At 70.0% G+C, this 18741-nt stretch carries 18 protein-coding genes and 1 tRNA gene; 6 read left to right on the plus strand and 13 right to left on the minus strand.

Annotated elements, in window-relative coordinates:
• Positions 1–62 precede the first annotated feature (62 nt).
• From WFQ05_RS18890 to thrS, 9 genes are all read right to left on the minus strand, one after another.
• Positions 63–139 (minus strand) — tRNA-Pro (locus WFQ05_RS18890).
• 112 nt (positions 140–251) lie between these two features.
• Positions 252–608 (minus strand): MerR family transcriptional regulator, encoded by a 357-nt coding sequence (locus tag WFQ05_RS18895; RefSeq protein ID WP_093136322.1) that lies wholly within the window; start codon positions 606–608, stop codon positions 252–254.
• Positions 601–906, minus strand: coding sequence for an integration host factor subunit alpha (locus WFQ05_RS18900; RefSeq protein ID WP_093136318.1), 306 nt, complete (start codon positions 904–906; stop codon positions 601–603). Before WFQ05_RS18900 ends, WFQ05_RS18895 begins: the two co-directional genes overlap by 8 nt.
• A 19-nt stretch (positions 907–925) precedes the next feature.
• Positions 926–3301 (minus strand): phenylalanine--tRNA ligase subunit beta, encoded by a 2376-nt coding sequence (gene pheT, locus WFQ05_RS18905; RefSeq protein ID WP_337054916.1) that lies wholly within the window; start codon positions 3299–3301, stop codon positions 926–928.
• Between the two features lie 123 nt (positions 3302–3424).
• Positions 3425–4420 carry a phenylalanine--tRNA ligase subunit alpha gene (pheS, locus tag WFQ05_RS18910; RefSeq protein WP_130517552.1) on the minus strand — a complete coding sequence of 332 codons (996 nt, stop codon included), beginning with the start codon at positions 4418–4420 and terminating at the stop codon, positions 3425–3427.
• 157 nt (positions 4421–4577) lie between these two features.
• On the minus strand, positions 4578–4937 hold the full coding sequence (gene rplT, locus WFQ05_RS18915; RefSeq protein WP_130517550.1) for a 50S ribosomal protein L20: 360 nt from the start codon (positions 4935–4937) through the stop codon (positions 4578–4580).
• A gap of 11 nt (positions 4938–4948) precedes the next feature.
• Positions 4949–5146, minus strand: coding sequence for a 50S ribosomal protein L35 (gene rpmI / locus WFQ05_RS18920; protein WP_014160066.1), 198 nt, complete (start codon positions 5144–5146; stop codon positions 4949–4951).
• A 282-nt stretch (positions 5147–5428) separates the two neighbouring features.
• A complete protein-coding gene (gene infC, locus WFQ05_RS18925) occupies positions 5429–5956 on the minus strand; it encodes a translation initiation factor IF-3 (protein WP_224096549.1) in 528 nt (175 codons plus the stop codon).
• Positions 5957–6014: 58 nt separating this feature from the next.
• Entirely contained in the window at positions 6015–7919 is a 1905-nt protein-coding gene (thrS, locus tag WFQ05_RS18930; RefSeq protein ID WP_337054917.1) for a threonine--tRNA ligase, read from the minus strand.
• Between the two features lie 302 nt (positions 7920–8221).
• Between thrS and WFQ05_RS18935 the strand changes: the two genes are divergently transcribed.
• From WFQ05_RS18935 to WFQ05_RS18945, 3 genes are all read left to right on the plus strand, one after another.
• The gene (locus WFQ05_RS18935; protein WP_130517544.1) at positions 8222–9130 is read left to right on the plus strand and encodes an acyl-CoA thioesterase II; all 909 of its coding nucleotides are present in this window, start codon (positions 8222–8224) and stop codon (positions 9128–9130) included.
• Between the two features lie 9 nt (positions 9131–9139).
• Positions 9140–9670 carry a pathogenicity-like protein gene (locus WFQ05_RS18940; protein WP_337054918.1) on the plus strand — a complete coding sequence of 177 codons (531 nt, stop codon included), beginning with the start codon at positions 9140–9142 and terminating at the stop codon, positions 9668–9670.
• Positions 9671–9731: 61 nt separating this feature from the next.
• Entirely contained in the window at positions 9732–10880 is a 1149-nt protein-coding gene (locus tag WFQ05_RS18945; protein WP_337054919.1) for a sigma-70 family RNA polymerase sigma factor, read from the plus strand.
• 109 nt (positions 10881–10989) lie between these two features.
• Here the strand turns inward: WFQ05_RS18945 and WFQ05_RS18950 are convergent, their stop codons facing one another.
• A complete protein-coding gene (locus WFQ05_RS18950; protein ID WP_131660743.1) occupies positions 10990–11619 on the minus strand; it encodes an EF-hand domain-containing protein in 630 nt (209 codons plus the stop codon).
• Positions 11620–11931: 312 nt separating this feature from the next.
• Between WFQ05_RS18950 and WFQ05_RS18955 the strand changes: the two genes are divergently transcribed.
• A complete protein-coding gene (locus WFQ05_RS18955) occupies positions 11932–12666 on the plus strand; it encodes an arginyltransferase (RefSeq protein WP_130528766.1) in 735 nt (244 codons plus the stop codon).
• Between the two features lie 183 nt (positions 12667–12849).
• The gene (locus WFQ05_RS18960; protein WP_337054981.1) at positions 12850–14025 is read left to right on the plus strand and encodes an endonuclease/exonuclease/phosphatase family protein; all 1176 of its coding nucleotides are present in this window, start codon (positions 12850–12852) and stop codon (positions 14023–14025) included.
• Positions 14026–14055: 30 nt separating this feature from the next.
• Here WFQ05_RS18960 and WFQ05_RS18965 read toward each other — a convergent pair whose 3' ends face one another.
• Positions 14056–14949 (minus strand): LysR family transcriptional regulator, encoded by an 894-nt coding sequence (locus WFQ05_RS18965; RefSeq protein ID WP_337054920.1) that lies wholly within the window; start codon positions 14947–14949, stop codon positions 14056–14058.
• A gap of 107 nt (positions 14950–15056) precedes the next feature.
• Here WFQ05_RS18965 and WFQ05_RS18970 point away from each other — a divergent pair, with 107 nt between their 5' ends.
• Positions 15057–16583 (plus strand): MFS transporter, encoded by a 1527-nt coding sequence (locus WFQ05_RS18970; RefSeq protein WP_337054921.1) that lies wholly within the window; start codon positions 15057–15059, stop codon positions 16581–16583.
• A gap of 57 nt (positions 16584–16640) precedes the next feature.
• On the opposite strand, the gene WFQ05_RS18975 is transcribed toward WFQ05_RS18970, so the two are convergent.
• Both WFQ05_RS18975 and purT read right to left on the minus strand, forming a co-directional pair.
• Complete coding sequence (locus WFQ05_RS18975) at positions 16641–17420, minus strand: nucleotidyltransferase domain-containing protein (protein WP_337054922.1); 780 nt, start codon at positions 17418–17420, stop codon at positions 16641–16643.
• Between the two features lie 10 nt (positions 17421–17430).
• A complete protein-coding gene (gene purT / locus WFQ05_RS18980) occupies positions 17431–18627 on the minus strand; it encodes a formate-dependent phosphoribosylglycinamide formyltransferase (protein ID WP_337054923.1) in 1197 nt (398 codons plus the stop codon).
• Positions 18628–18741: the final 114 nt, after the last annotated feature.

The following is an 18741-nucleotide window of genomic DNA, read 5'->3' on the forward strand; positions in this document are numbered from 1 at the left end:
AGGTGATGGTCTTTCAGCCCGCCGGCGTTGCACCGGCAACCCTTTGATTTTGAAGCTGCGATTGGTCGGGACGGCCGGATTTGAACCGACGACCCTCTGCCCCCCAGGCAGATGCGCTACCAGGCTGCGCTACGCCCCGACGTCGCAAAGAACTTCACCCACCGTCGCGGTGGGCCGCGCATCATACCGGATTCATCCGCGGGCGGGCACCCCACCGCGTTCCTTCAATGGCGTAAGCCGCGGCCGCGCCTTCAGCGGCGCAGCAGCTGCAGGACTTCTTCCAGCTCCAGGCGCACCTGGCGCACGATCTGGTTGCTCAGGGCCGATTCCTGCTTGGCGCCCTCGCCTTCCAGGCGCAGGCGCGCGCCGCCGATCGTATAGCCCTGTTCGTAGAGCAGGCCGCGGATCTGGCGGACCATCAGCACGTCGTGGCGCTGGTAGTAGCGCCGGTTGCCGCGGCGCTTGACCGGCTCCAGGCTGGGGAACTCGGTCTCCCAGTAGCGCAGCACGTGCGGCTTGACGTCGCACAGCTCGGACACCTCACCGATGGTGAAGTAGCGCTTGGCCGGGATCGGCGGCAATTCCTTGTTGCTGCCGGGATCAAGCATTCGGGTTGCCTCCTGCGTACGCCTCGACGCGTTCCTTGAGTTTCTGGCCCGGGCGGAAGGTGACCACGGTGCGGGCGGAGATCGGGATCTCCTCGCCGGTCTTGGGGTTGCGGCCCGGGCGCTGGTTCTTGCGCCGCAGGTCGAAATTGCCGAAGCCGGACAGCTTGACCTGGCGCCCCTGTTCCAGGGCGTCACGCAGCACGTCGAAGTACGCGTCGACGAATTCCTTGGCCTCGCGCTTGTTCAGACCGACTTCGTCGAACAGGCGTTCGGCCATCTCCGCTTTGGTCAATGCCATTGGTATTTCCCCGAGAGCCTCATCCGCGCATGCCGGCGCCGTGTTCCTGCGCCAGGGCGGCCACCGTTGCGGCGACCACCTCGTCCACATCGCGATCGTTCAATGTGCGCGTGTTGTCCTGCAAAATCAAGCCCATAGCGAGGCTCTTTTGACCGGTTTCGACCCCGGCGCCGACGTAGCGGTCGAACAGCAGCACCTGCCTGAGCAGCGGGCCGGCCGCCTTCCACACCGTCCGCTCAATGGCGGCGAAGGGCACCGCCTCGGCCACGGTGAAGGCCAGGTCGCGGCGCACCGACGGGAAGCGCGAGAGCTCGCCCGCACGCGGGATCTGGCGCTGGACCAGCGGCGCCAGGTCCAGTTCGAACGCCAGCACCGGCAGATCCAGGTCCAGCGCCTTGAGCAGGCGCGGATGCAGCTGCCCGATCCAGCCGATCACCCGCCCCTCGCGCAGCACCCGCGCCGAGCGACCCGGATGGCCGAAGCCCTCGCTCGCCGGCTCGAACGTCAGCGCCGCGCCCGACGCCGCCGCCAGGCTCTCCAGGTCGCCCTTGAGGTCGTGGAAATCCACCGCGCGCGCCGGCACGCCCCACTGCTCGGCATGCGCGTCGCCGCAGACCGCGGCGGCGATGCGCAGCGTCTCGCGCGGCGCCTCGCCCTGCCCGGCCGCGGCGAACACATTGCCCAGCTCGAACAGGCGGATCCGGCTGGTCTGGCGCGCCGCATTGCGCTGCAGGGCGGCGACCAGACCGGGCAACAGGGAGGTGCGCATCACGCCCAGCTCACTGCTGAGCGGATTGGCCAGCGGCACCGCGCCTTCGGTCAGCTCCCAGCGCGCCAGCAGTTGGGCGTCGACGAAGGCGAAGTTGACCGTCTCCAGCAGATCGCGCGCGGCCAGCTGGCGGCGCACGGTGGCCTGGTCCAGCCGGGTCTCGCTGTCGGCGGCGATGCGGGTGGCGCCGCCGGGCAGCGTGGCCGGGATGCGGTCGTAGCCGTGGATGCGGGCCAGTTCCTCGATCAGGTCTTCTTCGATGCCGATGTCGAAGCGCCGGCTGGGCGCGACCACCGACCAGCCCGCGTCGGTGGCGTCGACCCGCATGCCCAGCGCGCGCAGGATGCGCTCGATTTCGGCGTCCGGGATCTCCAGACCGAGCACGCGCGCCACGCGGGCGCGGCGCAGCGCGATCGGCGCCGGCGTGGGCAGATGCTGATCCAGCGCCGCCTGCACGACCGGGCCGGGCTGGCCACCGGCCAGCTCGACGATCAGGCGCGTGGCCACCTCGATGGCCTGCGGCGCCAGCGCCGGATCGACGCCGCGCTCGTAGCGATGCGAGGCATCGGTATGCAGGCCCAGGCGCCGGCCGCGGCCGATGATGGCGGCCGGCGCGAAGTAGGCCGACTCCAGGAACACGTTGCGCGTGGCATCGCTCACCTTGGTGTCCTGCCCGCCCATGATGCCGGCCAGCGCGACCGGACGATCGGCATCGGTGATCACCAGGAAGCCATCGTCCAGCGCCGCGGTGCGGCCATCGAGCAGCTGCAGCGACTCGCCGCTGCGGCCGTGGCGCACGCCGACCGGACCGGTCAGCAGATCGCGGTCGAAGGCATGCATCGGCTGGCCCAGCTCCAGCATCACGTACTGGGTGATGTCCACCAGCAGCGACACCGGGCGCACGCCGCTGCGGCGCAGGCGCTCGGCCATCCAGATCGGCGTGACGCGGGTCGGATCGACGCCCTCGATGACGCGGCCGCAGTAGCGCGGCGCATCGGCGCCGGCGTCCAGCGTCACCCGCAGCGCATGCTCGTGCACGGCAGGCACCGGCGTGGCGTCGAACGGCACCACGTCGCTGCCGCTGGCGGCGGCCACGTCGAAGGCGATGCCGCGCACGCTGAAGCAGTCGGCGCGGTTGGGCGTCAGCTTGATCTCGATGCTGGCATCGGGCAGGCCCAGGTAGTCGGCGATCGGCGTCCCCAGCGGGGCATCGTCCGGCAGCTCCAGCAGGCCGGAGGCGTCGGCATCCACGCCCAGCTCCTTGGCCGAGCAGAGCATGCCGTTGGAGTCCACGCCGCGCAGCTTGGCGGCCTTGATCGAGATCTCACCCAGCCTGGCGCCGACCATCGCCAGCGGCGCGACCAGCCCGGGGCGCGCATTGGGCGCGCCGCACACGATCGGCAGGCGCTCGCCGGTGCCGGCATCGACCTGACAGATCTGCAGGCGGTCGGCTTCCGGATGACGGGCGCAGTCGACGATGCGCGCCACCACCACCTTGTCCAGGCCTTCGCCCAGCGCGGTGACGTCCTCGACCTCCAGGCCGATGGCGGTCAGCGTCGCCGACAGTTCCTCGCGCGTGGCGCCGGTGGGGACATGGCTGCGCAGCCAGTTTTCGCTGAATTTCATAGGGGCTGGGAATGGGGAATGAGGAATGGGGAATCGGAGGCGCGAACTACTGGGGCGGAGACGGTGAGGGGGACTGGCCTTTGCTCTTTTCCATTCCCGATTCCCGTTTCCCGACTCCCAGCCTCAGGCGAACTGCCTGAGGAACCGCACATCGTTCTCGAAGAACGCGCGCAGATCGCTCACGCCGTAGCGCAGCATCGCGAAGCGCTCCACGCCCATGCCGAAGGCGAAGCCGGTGTAGCGCTCCGGGTCGATGCCCACGCTGCGCAGCACGTTCGGGTGGACCATGCCGCAGCCCAGCACCTCCAGCCAGCGCGTGCTGCCGTCGGGCTGCTGCCAGGCGATGTCCACTTCCGCGCCGGGTTCGACGAAGGGGAAGTAGCTGGGGCGGAAGCGCATCTCGAAATCGCGCTCGAAGAAGGCCCGCACGAACTCGCTCAAGGTGCCCTTGAGGTCGGCGAAGGTCGAATGCTCGTCCACCAGCAGGCCCTCGCACTGGTGGAACATGGGCGAATGGGTCTGGTCGCTGTCGCTGCGATACACCTTGCCCAGCGCGATCATGCGCAGCGGCGGAGCGTGCTCGCCCATGTAGCGCACCTGCACGCCGGAGGTGTGGGTGCGCAGCAGGCGGCCATCGCCGAAGTAGAAGGTGTCGTGCATGGCGCGCGCCGGATGGTGCGGCGGGAAGTTCAGCGCCTCGAAGTTGTGCCAATCGTCCTCGATCTCCGGGCCGTCGGCCAGCTCGTAGCCCAGCCGGCCGAAGATCTCGGCGATGCGCTCGATGGTGCGGCTGATCGGATGCAGGCCGCCGCGCGTGCCGTCGCGGCCCGGCAAGGTCACATCGATCGCCTCGCCGGCCAGGCGCGCGTCCAGCGCGGCGTCCTCCAGCACGGTCTTGCGTTCGGACAGCGCCTGGGCGATGGCGTCGCGCGCGCGGTTGATGGCTTCGCCGGCGGCCTTGCGCTGATCGGCCGGCAGCGTGCCGAGCGCCTTGAGCTGGGCGGTGACCTGGCCGTTCTTGCCCAGCAGCGCCACGCGCAGGGATTCGACCGCATCGGGCGCGGTGGCGGCGGCGATGTCGGCCAGCGCCTGCGCGGTGAGGGATTCGATTTGGCTCATCGGTCCTTGGAGGTCCTGGTAGGAGTCCGGCGGCGACCCGGCTCACGCCTTCGGGTCGCCCAAAACAAAATGGGGAAGGACTCGCGCCCTTCCCCATGCATGCAATGCTGTTTCCGCCGAAGCGCCGCGCACGGCGGCCACTTCGATGGATCGACACTTATGCCGCGAGCGCGCCCTTGGCCTTTTCAGCCAGCGCCGCAAAACCGGCGGCGTCGTGGACGGCGATGTCGGCCAGGACCTTGCGGTCCAGGGTGATGCCAGCCTTCAGCAGGCCGTTCATGAAACGGCTGTAGCTCAGACCGTTGATGCGGGCCGCCGCGTTGATGCGGGTGATCCACAGCGAACGGAAGTTGCGCTTCTTCTGCTTGCGGCCGATGTAGGCGTACTGCTGGGCCTTGATGACGGCCTGCTTGGCGACGCGGAACACCTTGCGGCGCGCGTTGTAGTAGCCCTTGGCCTGGCTGATGATCTTCTTGTGACGGCGACGTGCGGTCACACCACGCTTGACTCGTGCCATGGTCTAGTTCCTCAGAGGTAGGGCAGCATGCGGTTCAGACGGCCGGAATCTTCGGCGCGAATGATGTTCGTCGCACGAAGACCACGCTTCCGCTTGGTCGCCTTCTTGGTGAGGATGTGGCTACGGTTGGCGTGGCCAGCCTTGAACTTGCCGGAGGCGGTCTTGCGGAAACGCTTCGCCGCCGCCCGGTGGGTCTTGATCTTGGGCATTGCTAGATCCTTGTGGGTTTCGATAACTGGCTTGGGCGGTGGCCTGCGCCACGCTTTCCGTCCTGCCCCAACCGGCTGGTAAGTCGCTGATCCGGAACGGATCGGCGACAGGTTCCTATGGCCTTTCGGCCGCCCGGCGATAAACCGGGCCGCGCATCATACATGGCCGGCGATTTCCTTGCAAATCAGCAGGTTCGCAAAGGGCCAGTTTGATGAACCGGGCGCGGGCCCGGTCAGGCGGCTTGCGCCACACGGCGCCCGCGAGGGGGCGCCAGGGCAGGCTTACTGCTTCTTCTTCGGCGCGATCATCATGACCATCTGCCGGCCTTCCAGGCGCGGACGGGACTCGATGATGATGTCCTCGCCCAGGTCGCGCTCGATGCGCGAGGCCATCTCGCGACCCAGCTCCTGGTGGCTCATTTCGCGGCCACGGAAGCGGATGTTGACCTTGACCTTGTCGCCCTCTTCCAGGAAACGGCGCATGTTGCGCAGCTTGATCTGGTAGTCGCCCTCGTCGGTGACGGGGCGGAACTTGAGTTCCTTGATCTCGACCTGCTTGGTCTTCTTCTTGGCCTCGTTGGCCTTCTTCTGGGCTTCGAACTTGAACTTGCCGAAGTCCATGATCTTGCACACCGGCGGATCGGCCTGCGGCTGGATCTCGACCAGGTCCAGACCCTCGTCCTCGGCCATGGACAGCGCCTCGTCGCGCGAGAGCACGCCGATCATTTCGCCGTCGCTGCCGATCACGCGCACGCGCGGGACGCGGATCTCCTGGTTCTTGCGGTTTTGCTTGTTATCGGGGGTACTGATGTTGCAGTCTCCGTGATGGAATGGGGCCGGCACCCCTGACGTGCCGGTTCCTTAAAGGTCAGGCCGCTTGCTCGGCCGCGAGGCGTTCGGCGAAGGCCTGGACCGACATTGTGCCCAAATCCTCGCCTGTGCGCGTGCGCACGGCCACGGCGCCATTGTCCCTCTCGCGGTCTCCGACCACCAGCAGATACGGCACCCGCTGCAGCGTGTGTTCGCGGATCTTATAGCCGATCTTTTCGTTCCGCAAATCCGAAACCACGCGGAAACCTTGATTTGAAAGGGTTTTCGCCACCTGCTCGACGTACGGCGCCTGGGCGTCGGTGATGTTGGCGACCACCGCCTGGACCGGGGCCAGCCAGGCCGGGAAGGCCCCGGCGTGGTGCTCGATCAGGATGCCGATGAAGCGCTCCATCGAGCCGACGATGGCCCGGTGCAGCATGACCGGGTGCCGTTTCTGGCTGTTTTCGTCCACGTACTCGGCACCCAGGCGGCCGGGCATCATGAAATCGACCTGCATCGTGCCCAACTGCCAGGTGCGGCCGATGGCGTCGCGCAGGTGGTACTCGATCTTGGGGCCGTAGAAGGCGCCTTCGCCGGGCAGTTCCTGCCATTCCACCCCGCAGCTGCGCAGGGCCGAACGCAGCGCGTCCTCGGCCTTGTCCCAGGTGGCGTCGTCGCCCAGGCGCGATTCGGGACGCAGGGCGATCTTGATCTGGATGTCCTCGAAACCGAAGTCGGCGTACACCTTCAGCGCCTGCTGGTGGAAGGCGGTGACCTCGGCCTCGATCTGGGCCTCGGTGCAGAAGATGTGGCCGTCGTCCTGGGTGAAGCCGCGCACGCGCAGGATGCCGTGCAGCGCGCCGGAGGGCTCGTTGCGATGGCAGGCGCCGAACTCGCCGTAGCGGATCGGCAGGTCGCGATAGCTGTGCAGGCCCTGGTTGAACACCTGGACGTGGCCCGGGCAGTTCATCGGCTTGACCGCGTAGGTGCGCTTCTCCGACTCGGTGAAGAACATGTTCTCCTTGTAGTTGTCCCAGTGGCCCGACTTCTGCCACAGCGACACGTCCAGGATCTGCGGACAGCGCACCTCGCCGTAGCCGCTCTCGCGATAGACCCGGCGCATGTACTGCTCGACCACCTGCCACAGCGCCCAGCCCTTGGGATGCCAGAACACCAGGCCCGGGCCCTCTTCCTGCAGGTGGAACAGGTCCTGCTGCTTGCCGATGCGGCGGTGGTCGCGCTTCTCGGCCTCCTCGATGCGCTGGATGTAGGCGTCCAGCTGCTTCTTGTCGGCCCAGGCCGTGCCGTAGATGCGCTGCAGCTGCTCGTTCTTGGCATCGCCGCGCCAGTAGGCGCCGGAGATCCGGGTCAGCTTGAAGGCCTTGAGGAAGCGCGTGTTGGGCACGTGCGGGCCGCGGCACATGTCCACGTATTCCTGGTGGTAGTACATGCCCATGGCCTGGATGTCCTCGGGCATGTCCTCGATCAGGCGCAGCTTGTAGTCCTCGCCGCGGGCCTTGAAGATTTCGATCACCTCGGCACGCGGGGTCATGCGCTTGATCACGTCGTAGTCCTGCGCGATCAGCTCGGCCATGCGCGCCTCGATGGCGGCCATGTCCTCAGGCGTGAAGGGGCGCTCGGAATAGATGTCGTAGTAGAAGCCCTCGGCGATCACCGGGCCGATGACCATCTTCACGTCCGGGTAGAGCTGCTTGACCGCATGGCCGACCAGGTGCGCGGCGGAATGGCGGATGATCTCCACGCCTTCCTCGTCCTTGGGCGTGATGATGCGCAGGGTCGCGTCGTGGTCGATGACGTCGCTGGCATCGACCAGCACGCCGTCCACGGCGCCGGCGACGGTGGCCTTGGCCAGGCCCGCGCCGATCGACTGGGCGACCTGCATGACGGAAACGGGGGCATCGAACTGACGGCGGCTGCCATCGGGGAGCGTGATCGTGATCATGGGCTTTTCAGGGACTTGGGGCCGCGCCGACGACCGGGCGTCGGGGGGCGAGGACATCTGGGGACGGGTCTGCGCAAACACAAAGGGCGCCACACGGGCGCCCTTGCAGGTGACCATGTGCGTGGATCAGCGGTGGGCGGTGGTAGTGCTCATGTCGCACGCTCGGCCGGCGCGGGGCGCGGGCCACCTGACTCATCGTCGAAACGGACCTGCATGGTAGCGCAAAGCCCGCCGCGGCGGGCAACGAGGCCCGCGGACGCCGCCGCTATACTGCCGGCCCACCTGCCCGCCCGCGCCCGCCCGTGTCCCCCGAACCCGTCGTCGCCGAACTGATCGAACTGCTCAGCCTGGAGCGCCTGGAGGAGAATCTCTTCCGCGGCCAAAGCCGGGACATCGGCACCAAGTACGTGTTCGGCGGCCAGGTGCTGGGCCAGGCCCTGTCGGCGGCGCAGGCCACGGTCGACCCGGCCGCCCAGCGCCGTGCGCATTCGCTGCACGCCTACTTCCTGCGCGCAGGCGACGTGGAAGCGCCGATCGTCTACGACGTGGACCGCACCCGCGACGGCGGCAGCTTCTCGGTGCGCCGGGTCACGGCGATCCAGCACGGCAAGGTGATCTTCTTCTGCGCCGCGTCCTTCCAGGGCGACGAGCCCGGGGTCGAGCACCAGCCGGAGATGCCGCAGGTGCCGGCGCCGGAGGACATCGACGAGCAGCCCTCGGTGCCGCCGCAGGTGATGGCCACCCTGCCGCCCAAGGTGCAGCGCTGGCTCAACCGGCTGGGGCCGTTCGAGTTCCGCCACGTGCAGCCGCGCAACGAGCTGGACCCGCAGCGCCTGCCGCCGCGGCAGCAGTTCTGGTTCCGGCTGTCCGAGCGGGTCGGCGATTCGCCCGAGCTGCACCGCACGCTGCTGGCCTATGCCTCGGACTACCAGCTGCTGGGCACGGCCAACTTCCCGCACGGCATCAGCTACTACCAGCCGAATGTGCAGATGGCCTCGCTGGACCATGCGATCTGGTTCCATCGCCCGTTCCGCGCCGACGACTGGCTGCTGTACGCCATCGACAGCCCGACCATGCAGAACGCGCGCGGCATGGCGCGCGGGCTGATCTTCGACCGCGCCGGTCGGCTGGTGGCCAGCACCGCGCAGGAGGGCCTGATCCGCGTGGTCCCCAGCGCCGGCGATGCGGCCCACGTGCCGGCCAAGGAATAAGGCAGCCCCGTGCGCCAGATCTTCACCAGCCAGCGCGTGGAAACCGTCGAGGGCGTGGCCCAGCTGCTCGAGCAGGCCGGCATCGCCACCTACATCAGCAACGGCCGCTCCTATCACGGCCGACGCGGCAGCCAGTTCAAGTATTCCGACCCCACGCCCAAGGCCAAGCAGCCCACCGTGTGGGTGCGCCATGCCGACGACCAGCTGCGCGCGCGCGAACTGCTGCGCGCCCAGGGCCTGCTGGAGACCACCCGGCCCGGCGTGGCGCAGCCGCTGGCCTTCGCCGAGCCGGACCAGGACGTCCACAACAAGCGCCGCTGGGCGCTGCGCATCCGCCTGGTGCTGCTGGCGCTGATCGTGGCCGCGGCGGCGTTCACCTTCCTGCACCACCGCGCCCTACGCCAGCAGGCGCAGGCAGAAGCGCAAGCGGCCGCGCAGGCGGCCGCCCGCCAGGCGCGCACGCCGCAGGACGATGGGCTGAAGGACGACGAGCAGCGCGTGCGCATCCCGATGCTGCCGCCGGCTTCGCCGCCGCGCTGATCCGGTCACATCCGCCGGGCCGGCGCGTCATGGAACGAGGATTTCGACTGGAAGCCTTGCCATGCAGGCCCTGACCCTGGATGCCACGCTGCACCACGAACTGCCCGCCGCCCGGCGCGGCGACACGGCCGCCTACGGCCGGATCGTGTCGGCCTGCCAGAACACGATCACCGCCATCGCCCTGTCGATCACGCGCGATGTGGCGGCCAGCGAGGACATCGCCCAGGAGGCCTTCCTGCGCGCCTGGCAGCGACTGGACCGGCTGAAGAACCACGACAGCTTCCTGCCCTGGCTGCGGCAGATCACCCGCAACCTGGCCCGCGACCACCTGCGCGCGCGCAAGTACGCCGCCATGACCGGGCAGGACGCCGAGCTGGCCATCGCCATCGCCGCCGATCCCGCGCCCGAACCCGGCGAACGGCTGCTGGTCACCGAACAGGAGACCGCCGCGCTGGCACTCATCGACGCCCTGCCCGCCGAGAGCCGCGAGACGCTGCTGCTGTACTACCGCGAGGGCCAGAGCTCGCAGCAGGTCGCCGCGCTGCTGGGCCTGTCGGACGCGGCCGTGCGCAAGCGCCTGTCGCGGGCGCGCGAGCAGGTGCGCAGCGAGCTGCTGGCGCGCTTCGGCGAATTCGCGCGCGGCTCGGCGCCGGCGGCGGCCTTCGCCCTGGTCGTGACCAGCGCGCTGACGGTCGGCACGCCGCCGGCCGCGGCGGCCACCGCGCTGGGGCTGGCCGGGTCGGTCGGCGCCAAGTCCGTGGGCAAGCTGCTGCTGGGCGGCCTGGGCAGCATCGGGATCGGCGCGGCCGGCGCGGGCCTGGGCGTCTGGCTGGGCCTCAAGCGCAACCTGCGCGGCGCACTGGATGAGCACGAACGCACGCAACTCAAGCGCAGCGCGGCGCTGAGCGCGCTGCTTTCGCTGGCCTTCGTCCTGGGCATGCTCGCCTATGCGTCCTGGGGCCACGGCTGGCTGGTGCCGCTGCTGCTGACGCTGGGACTGTTCGGCGGCGTCAGCTACCTGGGGCTGGTGATCGAGCCGCGCATCAAGGCGCGGCGCCATGCCGTGGAAGCGCAGCGCGATCCGGTCAAGGCCGCGCGCGATCGCCGCCGCGAGCGCTGGATGGCCTGGGCCGGCTTCGTGCTGGGCATGGCGCTGGGCGGCGGCGGCCTGGTCTGGGGGATGATGGCCAGCGGTCGCCTGCCGTTCTGAGGCAGGAGCACCTGGGAAGGACCGCGCCATGCGTCGAGGCGTGGTCGTCCTGAAAAGCAAAACCCCGCGCCGTTACCGGCGCGGGGCTGCTTGAACCGCCATCGACCCGTTACGACTTGGCCGGTGCGTCGGCCGGCGGCGGCGGGGGCGGCGGCACGCCGTCCGGGCCACCGCGATGCCCACGCGGACCGCGCTCGTCGCCCGGACCATGCATCGGGCGGTCCGGCTTGGCCGCGTCGAACTCGGCCTTGCTCAACAGGCCGTCCTTGTTGGTGTCGGCCTTGGCGAACCATTCGTCGCGACGCTGCTTGATCTTCTGTTCGAAGTCGGCCTTGTCGACGAACCCATCCTTGTTGACGTCCATCTCCGCGAAGCGAGCGGCGAACTTGGGATCGGCCTTGGCTTCGGCGGCGCTGATGCGGCCGTCGTGGTTGGTATCCAGCCTGGACAGCCAGCCATCGGGGCCCGGGCCGTGGCCGCGTTCACCGCGCGGCGGGCGCGGCAACTCGTCGCGGCTCAGGAAGCCGTCCTTGTTCTTGTCCAGGGCGTCGAACTGCTTGGCCAGCCAAGGGTTGGCGGCGGCTTCGGCACGGCTGATCTTGCCGTCCTGGTTGGTGTCCAGGGCCTTGGGCGACGGCGGCGGCGGCGGGGGCGGTGTGCCGGCGTCCTGGCCAGCGGCCCAGGCCGTGCCGGCGCCCAGCGCAGCGACTATGGAAAACGCGATCAGGGTCTTGCGCATGCGTGCTTCCTTCCAGTGTCGTGGCAACGTGCCACTGGCAAGGAGAACGCCGCATCGCGGCCCGCGTTGACCCCAGGCAAGGGCGCATTAAGACGGCGGACAGCCGCGTCAAGACGAGGCGCCGACCAGCGGCGATGGCGGCGGCGGGCGGCAGGTCGTCTGCCCGCGCCCCGACGCAGACCCGATCTCACATGGCGGGACGGCGAGGGCACAGTATGCTGAGGCCATGCCGATGCTCCTGCCCCATCCGCTCTGCAACGCCGATCCGCCGCGGCGCGCGTGCGGCGCGCGGGGAGAAGGAGGCGCGGCATGATGGGCAGCGGCGCCCTGCCGCCGCGCGACGACGTGCGGCTGTTCCATACCGGCGAACATGCCTGCGGCTACTGGCCCGAGCGCACGGCGCGCGACCTGGTGCTCGACCCGCGCGATCCGCGCCTGCCGATGTTCTACCCGACCGCGCTGTCGTGGGGCTTCCGCCGCTCCGGCGATCTGGTCTATCGCCCGCATTGCCATGGCTGCCGCGCATGCGTACCGGTGCGCATCCCGGTGGCGCATTTCACGCCCGACCGCAGCCAGCGTCGCTGCGCGGCGCGCAATGCGGGGGTCGAGGCGCGCGTGGTGCCCGCCCAGCGCAGCGAGGAGCATCTGGCCCTGTACCAGCGCTACCTCACCAGCCGCCATGTCGGCGGGGGCATGGACGATCACGGCGCGAACGAGTTCGAACAGTTCCTGGTCGGACGCTGGTCGCAGACACGCTTCCTGGAACTGCGCGAGGACGGCCGGCTGATCGCGGTGGCCGTCACCGACCTGGTGCCCGGCGCCCTGTCGGCGGTGTACACCTTCTTCGACCCGGACCTGGCCGCACGCAGCCTGGGCACGCTGGCGATCCTGCGCCAGATCGACTGGGCCCGACGCGACCTGCGCACGCATCTGTACCTGGGCTACTGGATCGATGGCCACCGCAAGATGGCCTACAAGCGCCGGTTCGCGCCGCTGGAAGCCTTCGACGGACGCACTTGGGACCGCATCGAGGATGTGGCCGGCTAGTCGCTGACCCACCCCATCGTCGTTCCCGCGAAAGCGGGAACCCAAGGACGTTGGCGCCTACGTGCGAAAGTCGCTGGAGTCCCGCCTTCGCGGGAATGACGGGCGTTGAAGGCTAGCCAGGCGCCGGGTGTCATCTGCGGCGCATAGAATCCTGCGATGCGACTGACTTCCCTGCTCTGCCTGATGGCCCTGTCCACGCTTGCCGGCTGCGCGCACGATGCTTCCGTGCCGCCCGCCCCCTCTACTCCGCTGCGGGTGGCGACCTACAACACCTCGCTGTATTCGGACCAAGCCGGCGGGCTGATCGCCGAACTGGAAGGCGACAGCGCGCACGCGCGCAAGATCGCCGCGGTGCTGCAGGTCGTGCGGCCCGATCTGGTGCTGCTCAACGAGTTCGACTACGACCCGGCGCAGCGCGCGGCCGATCTGTTCCAGCATCGTTTCCTCGAAGTCGCCCAGCCCGGCGGCGGCGCGCCGCTGCGCTATCCCTACCGCTATCTGGCCGAGGTCAACACCGGCGTGCCCAGTGGCCTGGACCTGGACAACGATGGCCAGGTCGGCGGACCGGGACGCGCGGGCGGCAACGATGCCTGGGGCTATGGCCTGCATCCGGGGCAGTACGGGATGCTGGTGCTGTCCAAGTATCCGATCGATGCGGACGCGGTGCGCAGCTTCCGCCTGCTGAAGTGGTCGCAGGTGCCCGGCGCCGCCAATCCGATCGATCCGCGCAACGGCAAGCCCTGGTATTCGGCCGTGGCCTGGCCGCAGCTGCGGCTGTCGTCCAAGTCGCATTGGGACGTGCCGGTGCGCACACCGGGCGGCGTGGTTCACTTCCTGGTCTCGCATCCGACTCCGCCGGTGTTCGACGGGCCGGAGGACCGCAACGGCGCGCGCAATGCGCAGGAAATCGCGCTGTGGGGCCATTACCTGGACAACGCGCCTAGCGCCGCCTGGCTGTGCGACGACGCCGGCCGCTGCGGCGGGCTGGAGGCGGACGCGCGGTTCGTCATCGCCGGCGATCTCAACAACGACCCGGTCGACGGCGACGGTCGCCATGAGGCCATCGTCGAACTGCTCGAACATCCGCGCGTGCTGCGCCATCCCACGCCGACCAGCGCCGGCGGCGAGGCGACCGCGCGCGCCTATGCCGCCAAGGGCATCGCCCATCGCGGCGCCCCGGCCCAGGTCACCGGCGACTTCGGCCCCAAGGCCGGCGCGATGCGGCTGGACTACGTGCTGCCGTCGGTAGGCTTCTCGTACCTGGGCGGCGGCGTGTTCTGGCCCGCCAGCGACGATCCGCACGCGGCCATCGCCGATGGCAGCGACCATCACCTGGTGTGGGCGGACCTGCAGCGCTGACGATCGGCGCCGCTCGCGCGTTCCCGAACTTCAGGGCGAGACCAACAGCCGCTCGCTGAGGAAGTCCACCCAGACGCGCAGCTTCGGCGAGAGCTGGCGGCTGGACGGCCACAGGATGGAGAACTGCCCCGGTGTCTCCATGAAGGCCGGCAGCACGGACACCAGGCGCCCGTCCTCGATCGCATCGCGGGCGAGGAACTCGGGCATGTAGGCGATGCCCATGCCGCCGATGGCCGCCGCGCGCAAGGCCTCCATGTTGTTGCAGGTCAGCACGGCGCTCACCGACTGACCCGCATCGCCTTCGACCCCCGACAGCGACCAGGGCTGCAGCTTGCCGGTGGTCGGGAAGCGGAAGCGCAGCGCGTCATGCGCCTGCAGTTGCGCCGGGGTGCGGGGCGTGCCGCGCAGGGCCAGGTAGTCCGGCGATGCGCACAGGACGAAGTGGAACGGTCCGAGCCGCCGCGACATCAGGCTGGAATCGGGCAGCACGCCGCTGCGGATCACCGCGTCCATGCCCGATTCGACGACATCCACGATGCGGTCGTTGAAGTCCAGGTCGAGCTCGACCTGCGGATAAAGGCGGCGGAACTCGGGCAGCAGCGGCAGCAGGAACCGGTAGCCGATCACCGGCAGGCCGATGCGCAGGGTGCCGCGCGGCGTGCGCTGGGCCTGCGACAGCATGGCCTGGGCATCCTGCAGCTCATCCAGGATGCGGCGGCAGCGCTCCAGGAACAGGTGGCCGGACTCGGTCAGCACGATGCGGCGCGTGGTCCGCTGGAACAGACGCGCGCCCAGCGATTGCTCCAGCGCGGCGATCCGCTTGCCCACCGCCGACGCCGACAGGCCGAGCGAAGCACCGGCGGCGACGAAGCTGCGCAGCTCGGCGGCCTTGACGAAGACGTTGATGGCGGACAACTGATCCATGCCGCGGCTATTGCGGAGATTTTTTCCTCAATCTACGGAAATCCTGGTGGTTTTTCGAGCGTTGCATACGCCATAGCGTGTCAGGACGTTTTCCGCGCCCTGATGCCATGTCCCACGTCTCCTCCCCATCCCCTGTCGCGCATGGCGGCCTGTTGCTGCTGGCCGTCTGCGCCGTCGCCCTGGCCATGCCGCTGAGCTTTTCCGCCGGCGCGCTGGCCGTGCCGGCCATCGCCCACGATCTGCGCGGCAGCGCCGCGGCCCTGAACTGGGTCACCAATGCCTTCATGCTGGCCTTCGGCAGCCTGCTGATGGTGGCCGGCGCGCTGGCCGACCGCTTCGGCCGGCGGCGTCTGTTCCTGGCCGGCACGGCCGGGTTCGCGGCCAGCTCGGTGCTGCTGTGCCTGGCGCCCAGCCTGCTGTGGCTGGATCTGCTGCGCGCCTGCCAGGGCGTCGCCGCCGCCGCGTCCCTGGCCAGCGGCAGCGCGGCGCTGGCCCAGCGCTTCGAGGGCCCGGCGCGCCTGCGCGCCTTCAGCCTGCTGGGCACCACCTTCGGCACCGGCCTGGCGATCGGGCCGCTGCTAGCGGGCAGCCTGGTGGTCTGGCTTGGCTGGCGGGCGGTGTTCGCCGCCGGCGCGCTGCTGGCGGGTCCGGCCTGGTGGCTGGCGCGCCGCGCCATGCGGGAAAGCCGGGCGCCTTCGAGTGGGCCATTGGACTGGCCGGGCGCAGCGGCCTTCACCGCGACCGTTTCGCTGCTGACCCTGGCTCTGATGCAGGTGCCGCTGCATGGCTGGCTCGGCGCCGGCACGCTGGGCTGCGCAGGCGCGAGCCTGGCGCTGCTGGCGCTCTTCATCGCGATCGAGTGCCGTCGTCCGCAGCCGATGCTCGACCTCTCGCTGTTTCGCTATGCGCGCTTCGTCGGGGTGCAGGTGCTGCCGGTGGCCACCTGCTATGGCTATGTCGTCCTGCTGGTGCTGCTGCCCCTGCACCTGATCGGCATCGAAGGTCTCGACCCGGCGCGTGCGGGACTGGTGATGCTGGCTCTGTCGGCGCCGATGCTGGGCGTGCCGATGCTGGCCGCACGGCTCGCGCGCGAGGTGTCCGCGGGCGCCCTGTGCGGGCTGGGCCTGCTCGTGGCGGCGCTGGGGCTGGCCTGGCTGGCGAGCCGGATCGGCGGCCCGCCGGCCAGTCTGGTGGCGCCGCTGCTGGTGATCGGCGCCGGCACGGGCCTGCCCTGGGGGCTGATGGATGCGCTGTCGGTTAGCGTCGTGCCCACCTCACGCGCCGGCATGGCCGCAGGCATCTTCGGCACGATGCGCGTGGCCGGCGAAGGCATCGCGCTGGCGCTGGTGGGTGCCCTGCTCGCCGCCTTGAGTCGATCGCACCTCGTGCACATGGGCGCAGCGGGCGACCACGCTCCGGCGGCGGCGGCCGCGCTGGCCGCCGGCGACCTGGGGCAGGCCGCGCGCCTGATTCCCACGCTGCCCGCGGCACGGCTGGTCGCGCTGCAGACCGAAGCACTGCAACTGCTGCTCTGGGTGCTCTGCGCCATCACCGGCGTCGCCGCGCTGGTGGTGCTTGTCATGCTGCGCCGACCGGCCGCGCCCAGCGACGCGCGCGCGACCGCATCGGCCTGAGCGTCCCTGCCGTCCGGAAAGCGCAAGCGTCGTCCGGAAGCAGGCACGCGCCTGCAATCAACCGCCCGCGACGGGCGGCGGCGTTGGATCGATGCCCGAATCCCACTCGAAGAAGCCAGACACGCCCAGGATCCGATCGGCGGCAGCACGCAGCGCGTCGCTGGCCTGCTCGCCCGAGCCGGTGAGCGCCTGGCGCAACAGCGCCGACAAGGCCGGGTCGGCTTGCGAGAGCAGCGCCAGGCGCTCCTTGGGCCGAGGCAGGAACTGGTCCTGCTGCAGGCTCCGGTAGGCCACCAGCGACTCGACGGCCAGCGCGCGGGCCTGCGCCGCGTCGGCCACGTCTGGCTCGGCGATGAAGTCCAGCGCATCCTCCACCAGCGTGGCCGCTGCGTAGCGCTTGCGCGTCAGCGCCTGTTCGTCCAGGCCGGGGCCACGCTGCAGCCGTTCCGAGGCCAGGCGCTGCAAGTCCGCCATCGCGCCGCGGGGATCGGCCACCAGGACGCCGGTGGCCAGCATGTGCGCCATCACCGGCCGGCCCGCATCGGCCTCGCTATGGATCGCATGCAGCAGCCAGGCGCGGGAATTGAAGAACAGCTCGGCCGGCACACCGTTGAAGCGGCGCTGCACGCGCCGACGCCACGCCCCGTCATGGAGGATGACCACATCCAGATCGCTGGACGGCCCTGGATTGCCGCGCACGATGCTGCCCGACACGACCACGCCCGCCGGCGCGACGATCTGCGGCACCCAGGCCAGGAGCTCGACGAGGGCCTGCCGATGCCGTGGCTGCAATGTTTCGCCCAGCACGGCCCACGACCTCTGCGTCTGCTCCTGCATCGCGGCTCGCTCAGGCCAGCGTGATCTCGATCGCCGCCGCGGCCTCGCGCGCCTTGGCGCGGGCGGCGTCGATATCGGCGCCGCGGGCCAGGGTGACGCCGACGCGGCGCTGGCCTTCTACGCGCGGTTTGCCGAACAGGCGCAGCGCGGTGTCGGGCGCGGCCAGGGCGGCCTCGACGTGGGCGAACACGGGCACGCCATGCCCTTGAGCCAGCATCGCGCACGAAGCCGAAGGCGCGGCGGTCGTGATCGTCTCGCCATCGCCCGCGCCGACCGGCAGGCCGAGGATGGCGCGCGCATGCAGGGCGAACTCGCTCAGGTCCTGCGACACCAGCGTCACCAGGCCGGTGTCGTGCGGGCGCGGGGACACCTCGGAGAACCACACCGCATCGCCCTTGACGAACAGCTCCACGCCGAACAGCCCGCGCCCGCCCAGGTCGTCGGTCACCGCGCGGGCGATCTGCTGGGCGCGCGCCAGCGCGGCCGCGCTCATCGGCTGCGGCTGCCAGCTCTCGCGGTAATCGCCGTCCTTCTGCCAGTGGCCGATCGGCGCGCAGAAGCTGGTGCCGCCGGCGTGGCGCACGGTCAGCAGGGTGATCTCGTAATCGAAGTCGATGAAGCCCTCGACGATGCAGCGACCGGCGCCGGCGCGACCGCCGGTCTGCGCGTAGTCCCAGGCCGGGGCGATGTCGGCCTCGCCGCGCAGCGTGCTCTGGCCCTTGCCCGAGGAGGACATCAGCGGCTTGACCACGCACGGCAGGCCGATCGCCGCGACCGCGGCGAGGTAGTCCTCGCGCGTGTCGACGAAGCGGTACGGCGAGGTCGGCAGGCCCAGCGTCTCGGCGGCCAGGCGGCGGATGCCTTCGCGGTCCATGGTCAGGCGCGCGGCGCGCGCGGTCGGAATCACGTGCAGGCCGTCGGCTTCCAGCTCGACCAGGGTCGGGGTGTGGATGGCCTCGATCTCCGGTACCACCAGGTGCGGCCGCTCCTGGGCGATCAGCGCGCGCAGCGCGGCCGGGTCGAGCATGTCCAGCACGTGGCTGCGGTGGGCGACCTGCATGGCCGGCGCGTCGGCATAGCGGTCGGCGGCGATGACCTCCACGCCGAAGCGCTGCAGCTCGATGGCCACCTCCTTGCCCAGTTCGCCCGAGCCGAGCAGCAGGACGCGGGTGGCGGAAGGCGAGCGCGGCGTGCCGAGCGTGGTCATGGGGGGGCGGATCCAGGCAGAAGGGGCGGCCATTCTAGCCAGCCCGTCTCTCCGCCCCCGGACCGACCGGGCCCGCCTGCGCCGACGGATGGCGCTTGCAGAACGATATCAATT

This window comes from Pseudoxanthomonas sp. USHLN014 (genome assembly GCF_037153335.1).
Taxonomy (GTDB): Bacteria; Pseudomonadota; Gammaproteobacteria; order Xanthomonadales; family Xanthomonadaceae; genus Pseudoxanthomonas_A; species Pseudoxanthomonas_A winnipegensis.

What these genes read in the sequence shown, in the direction of transcription:
- WFQ05_RS18895 (WP_093136322.1), bottom strand. Translation starts at nt 608, where the DNA reads ATGCTTGATCCCGGCAGCAACAAGGAATTGCCGCCGATCCCGGCCAAG.
- WFQ05_RS18900 (WP_093136318.1), bottom strand. Translation starts at nt 906, where the DNA reads ATGGCATTGACCAAAGCGGAGATGGCCGAACGCCTGTTCGACGAAGTC.
- pheT (WP_337054916.1), bottom strand. Translation starts at nt 3,301, where the DNA reads ATGAAATTCAGCGAAAACTGGCTGCGCAGCCATGTCCCCACCGGCGCC.
- pheS (WP_130517552.1), bottom strand. Translation starts at nt 4,420, where the DNA reads ATGAGCCAAATCGAATCCCTCACCGCGCAGGCGCTGGCCGACATCGCC.
- rplT (WP_130517550.1), bottom strand. Translation starts at nt 4,937, where the DNA reads ATGGCACGAGTCAAGCGTGGTGTGACCGCACGTCGCCGTCACAAGAAG.
- rpmI (WP_014160066.1), bottom strand. Translation starts at nt 5,146, where the DNA reads ATGCCCAAGATCAAGACCCACCGGGCGGCGGCGAAGCGTTTCCGCAAG.
- thrS (WP_337054917.1), bottom strand. Translation starts at nt 7,919, where the DNA reads ATGATCACGATCACGCTCCCCGATGGCAGCCGCCGTCAGTTCGATGCC.
- WFQ05_RS18945 (WP_337054919.1), top strand. Translation starts at nt 9,732, where the DNA reads ATGCAGGCCCTGACCCTGGATGCCACGCTGCACCACGAACTGCCCGCC.
- WFQ05_RS18950 (WP_131660743.1), bottom strand. Translation starts at nt 11,619, where the DNA reads ATGCGCAAGACCCTGATCGCGTTTTCCATAGTCGCTGCGCTGGGCGCC.
- WFQ05_RS18955 (WP_130528766.1), top strand. Translation starts at nt 11,932, where the DNA reads ATGGGCAGCGGCGCCCTGCCGCCGCGCGACGACGTGCGGCTGTTCCAT.
- WFQ05_RS18960 (WP_337054981.1), top strand. Translation starts at nt 12,850, where the DNA reads ATGGCCCTGTCCACGCTTGCCGGCTGCGCGCACGATGCTTCCGTGCCG.
- WFQ05_RS18965 (WP_337054920.1), bottom strand. Translation starts at nt 14,949, where the DNA reads ATGGATCAGTTGTCCGCCATCAACGTCTTCGTCAAGGCCGCCGAGCTG.
- WFQ05_RS18970 (WP_337054921.1), top strand. Translation starts at nt 15,057, where the DNA reads ATGTCCCACGTCTCCTCCCCATCCCCTGTCGCGCATGGCGGCCTGTTG.
- WFQ05_RS18975 (WP_337054922.1), bottom strand. Translation starts at nt 17,420, where the DNA reads ATGCAGGAGCAGACGCAGAGGTCGTGGGCCGTGCTGGGCGAAACATTG.
- purT (WP_337054923.1), bottom strand. Translation starts at nt 18,627, where the DNA reads ATGACCACGCTCGGCACGCCGCGCTCGCCTTCCGCCACCCGCGTCCTG.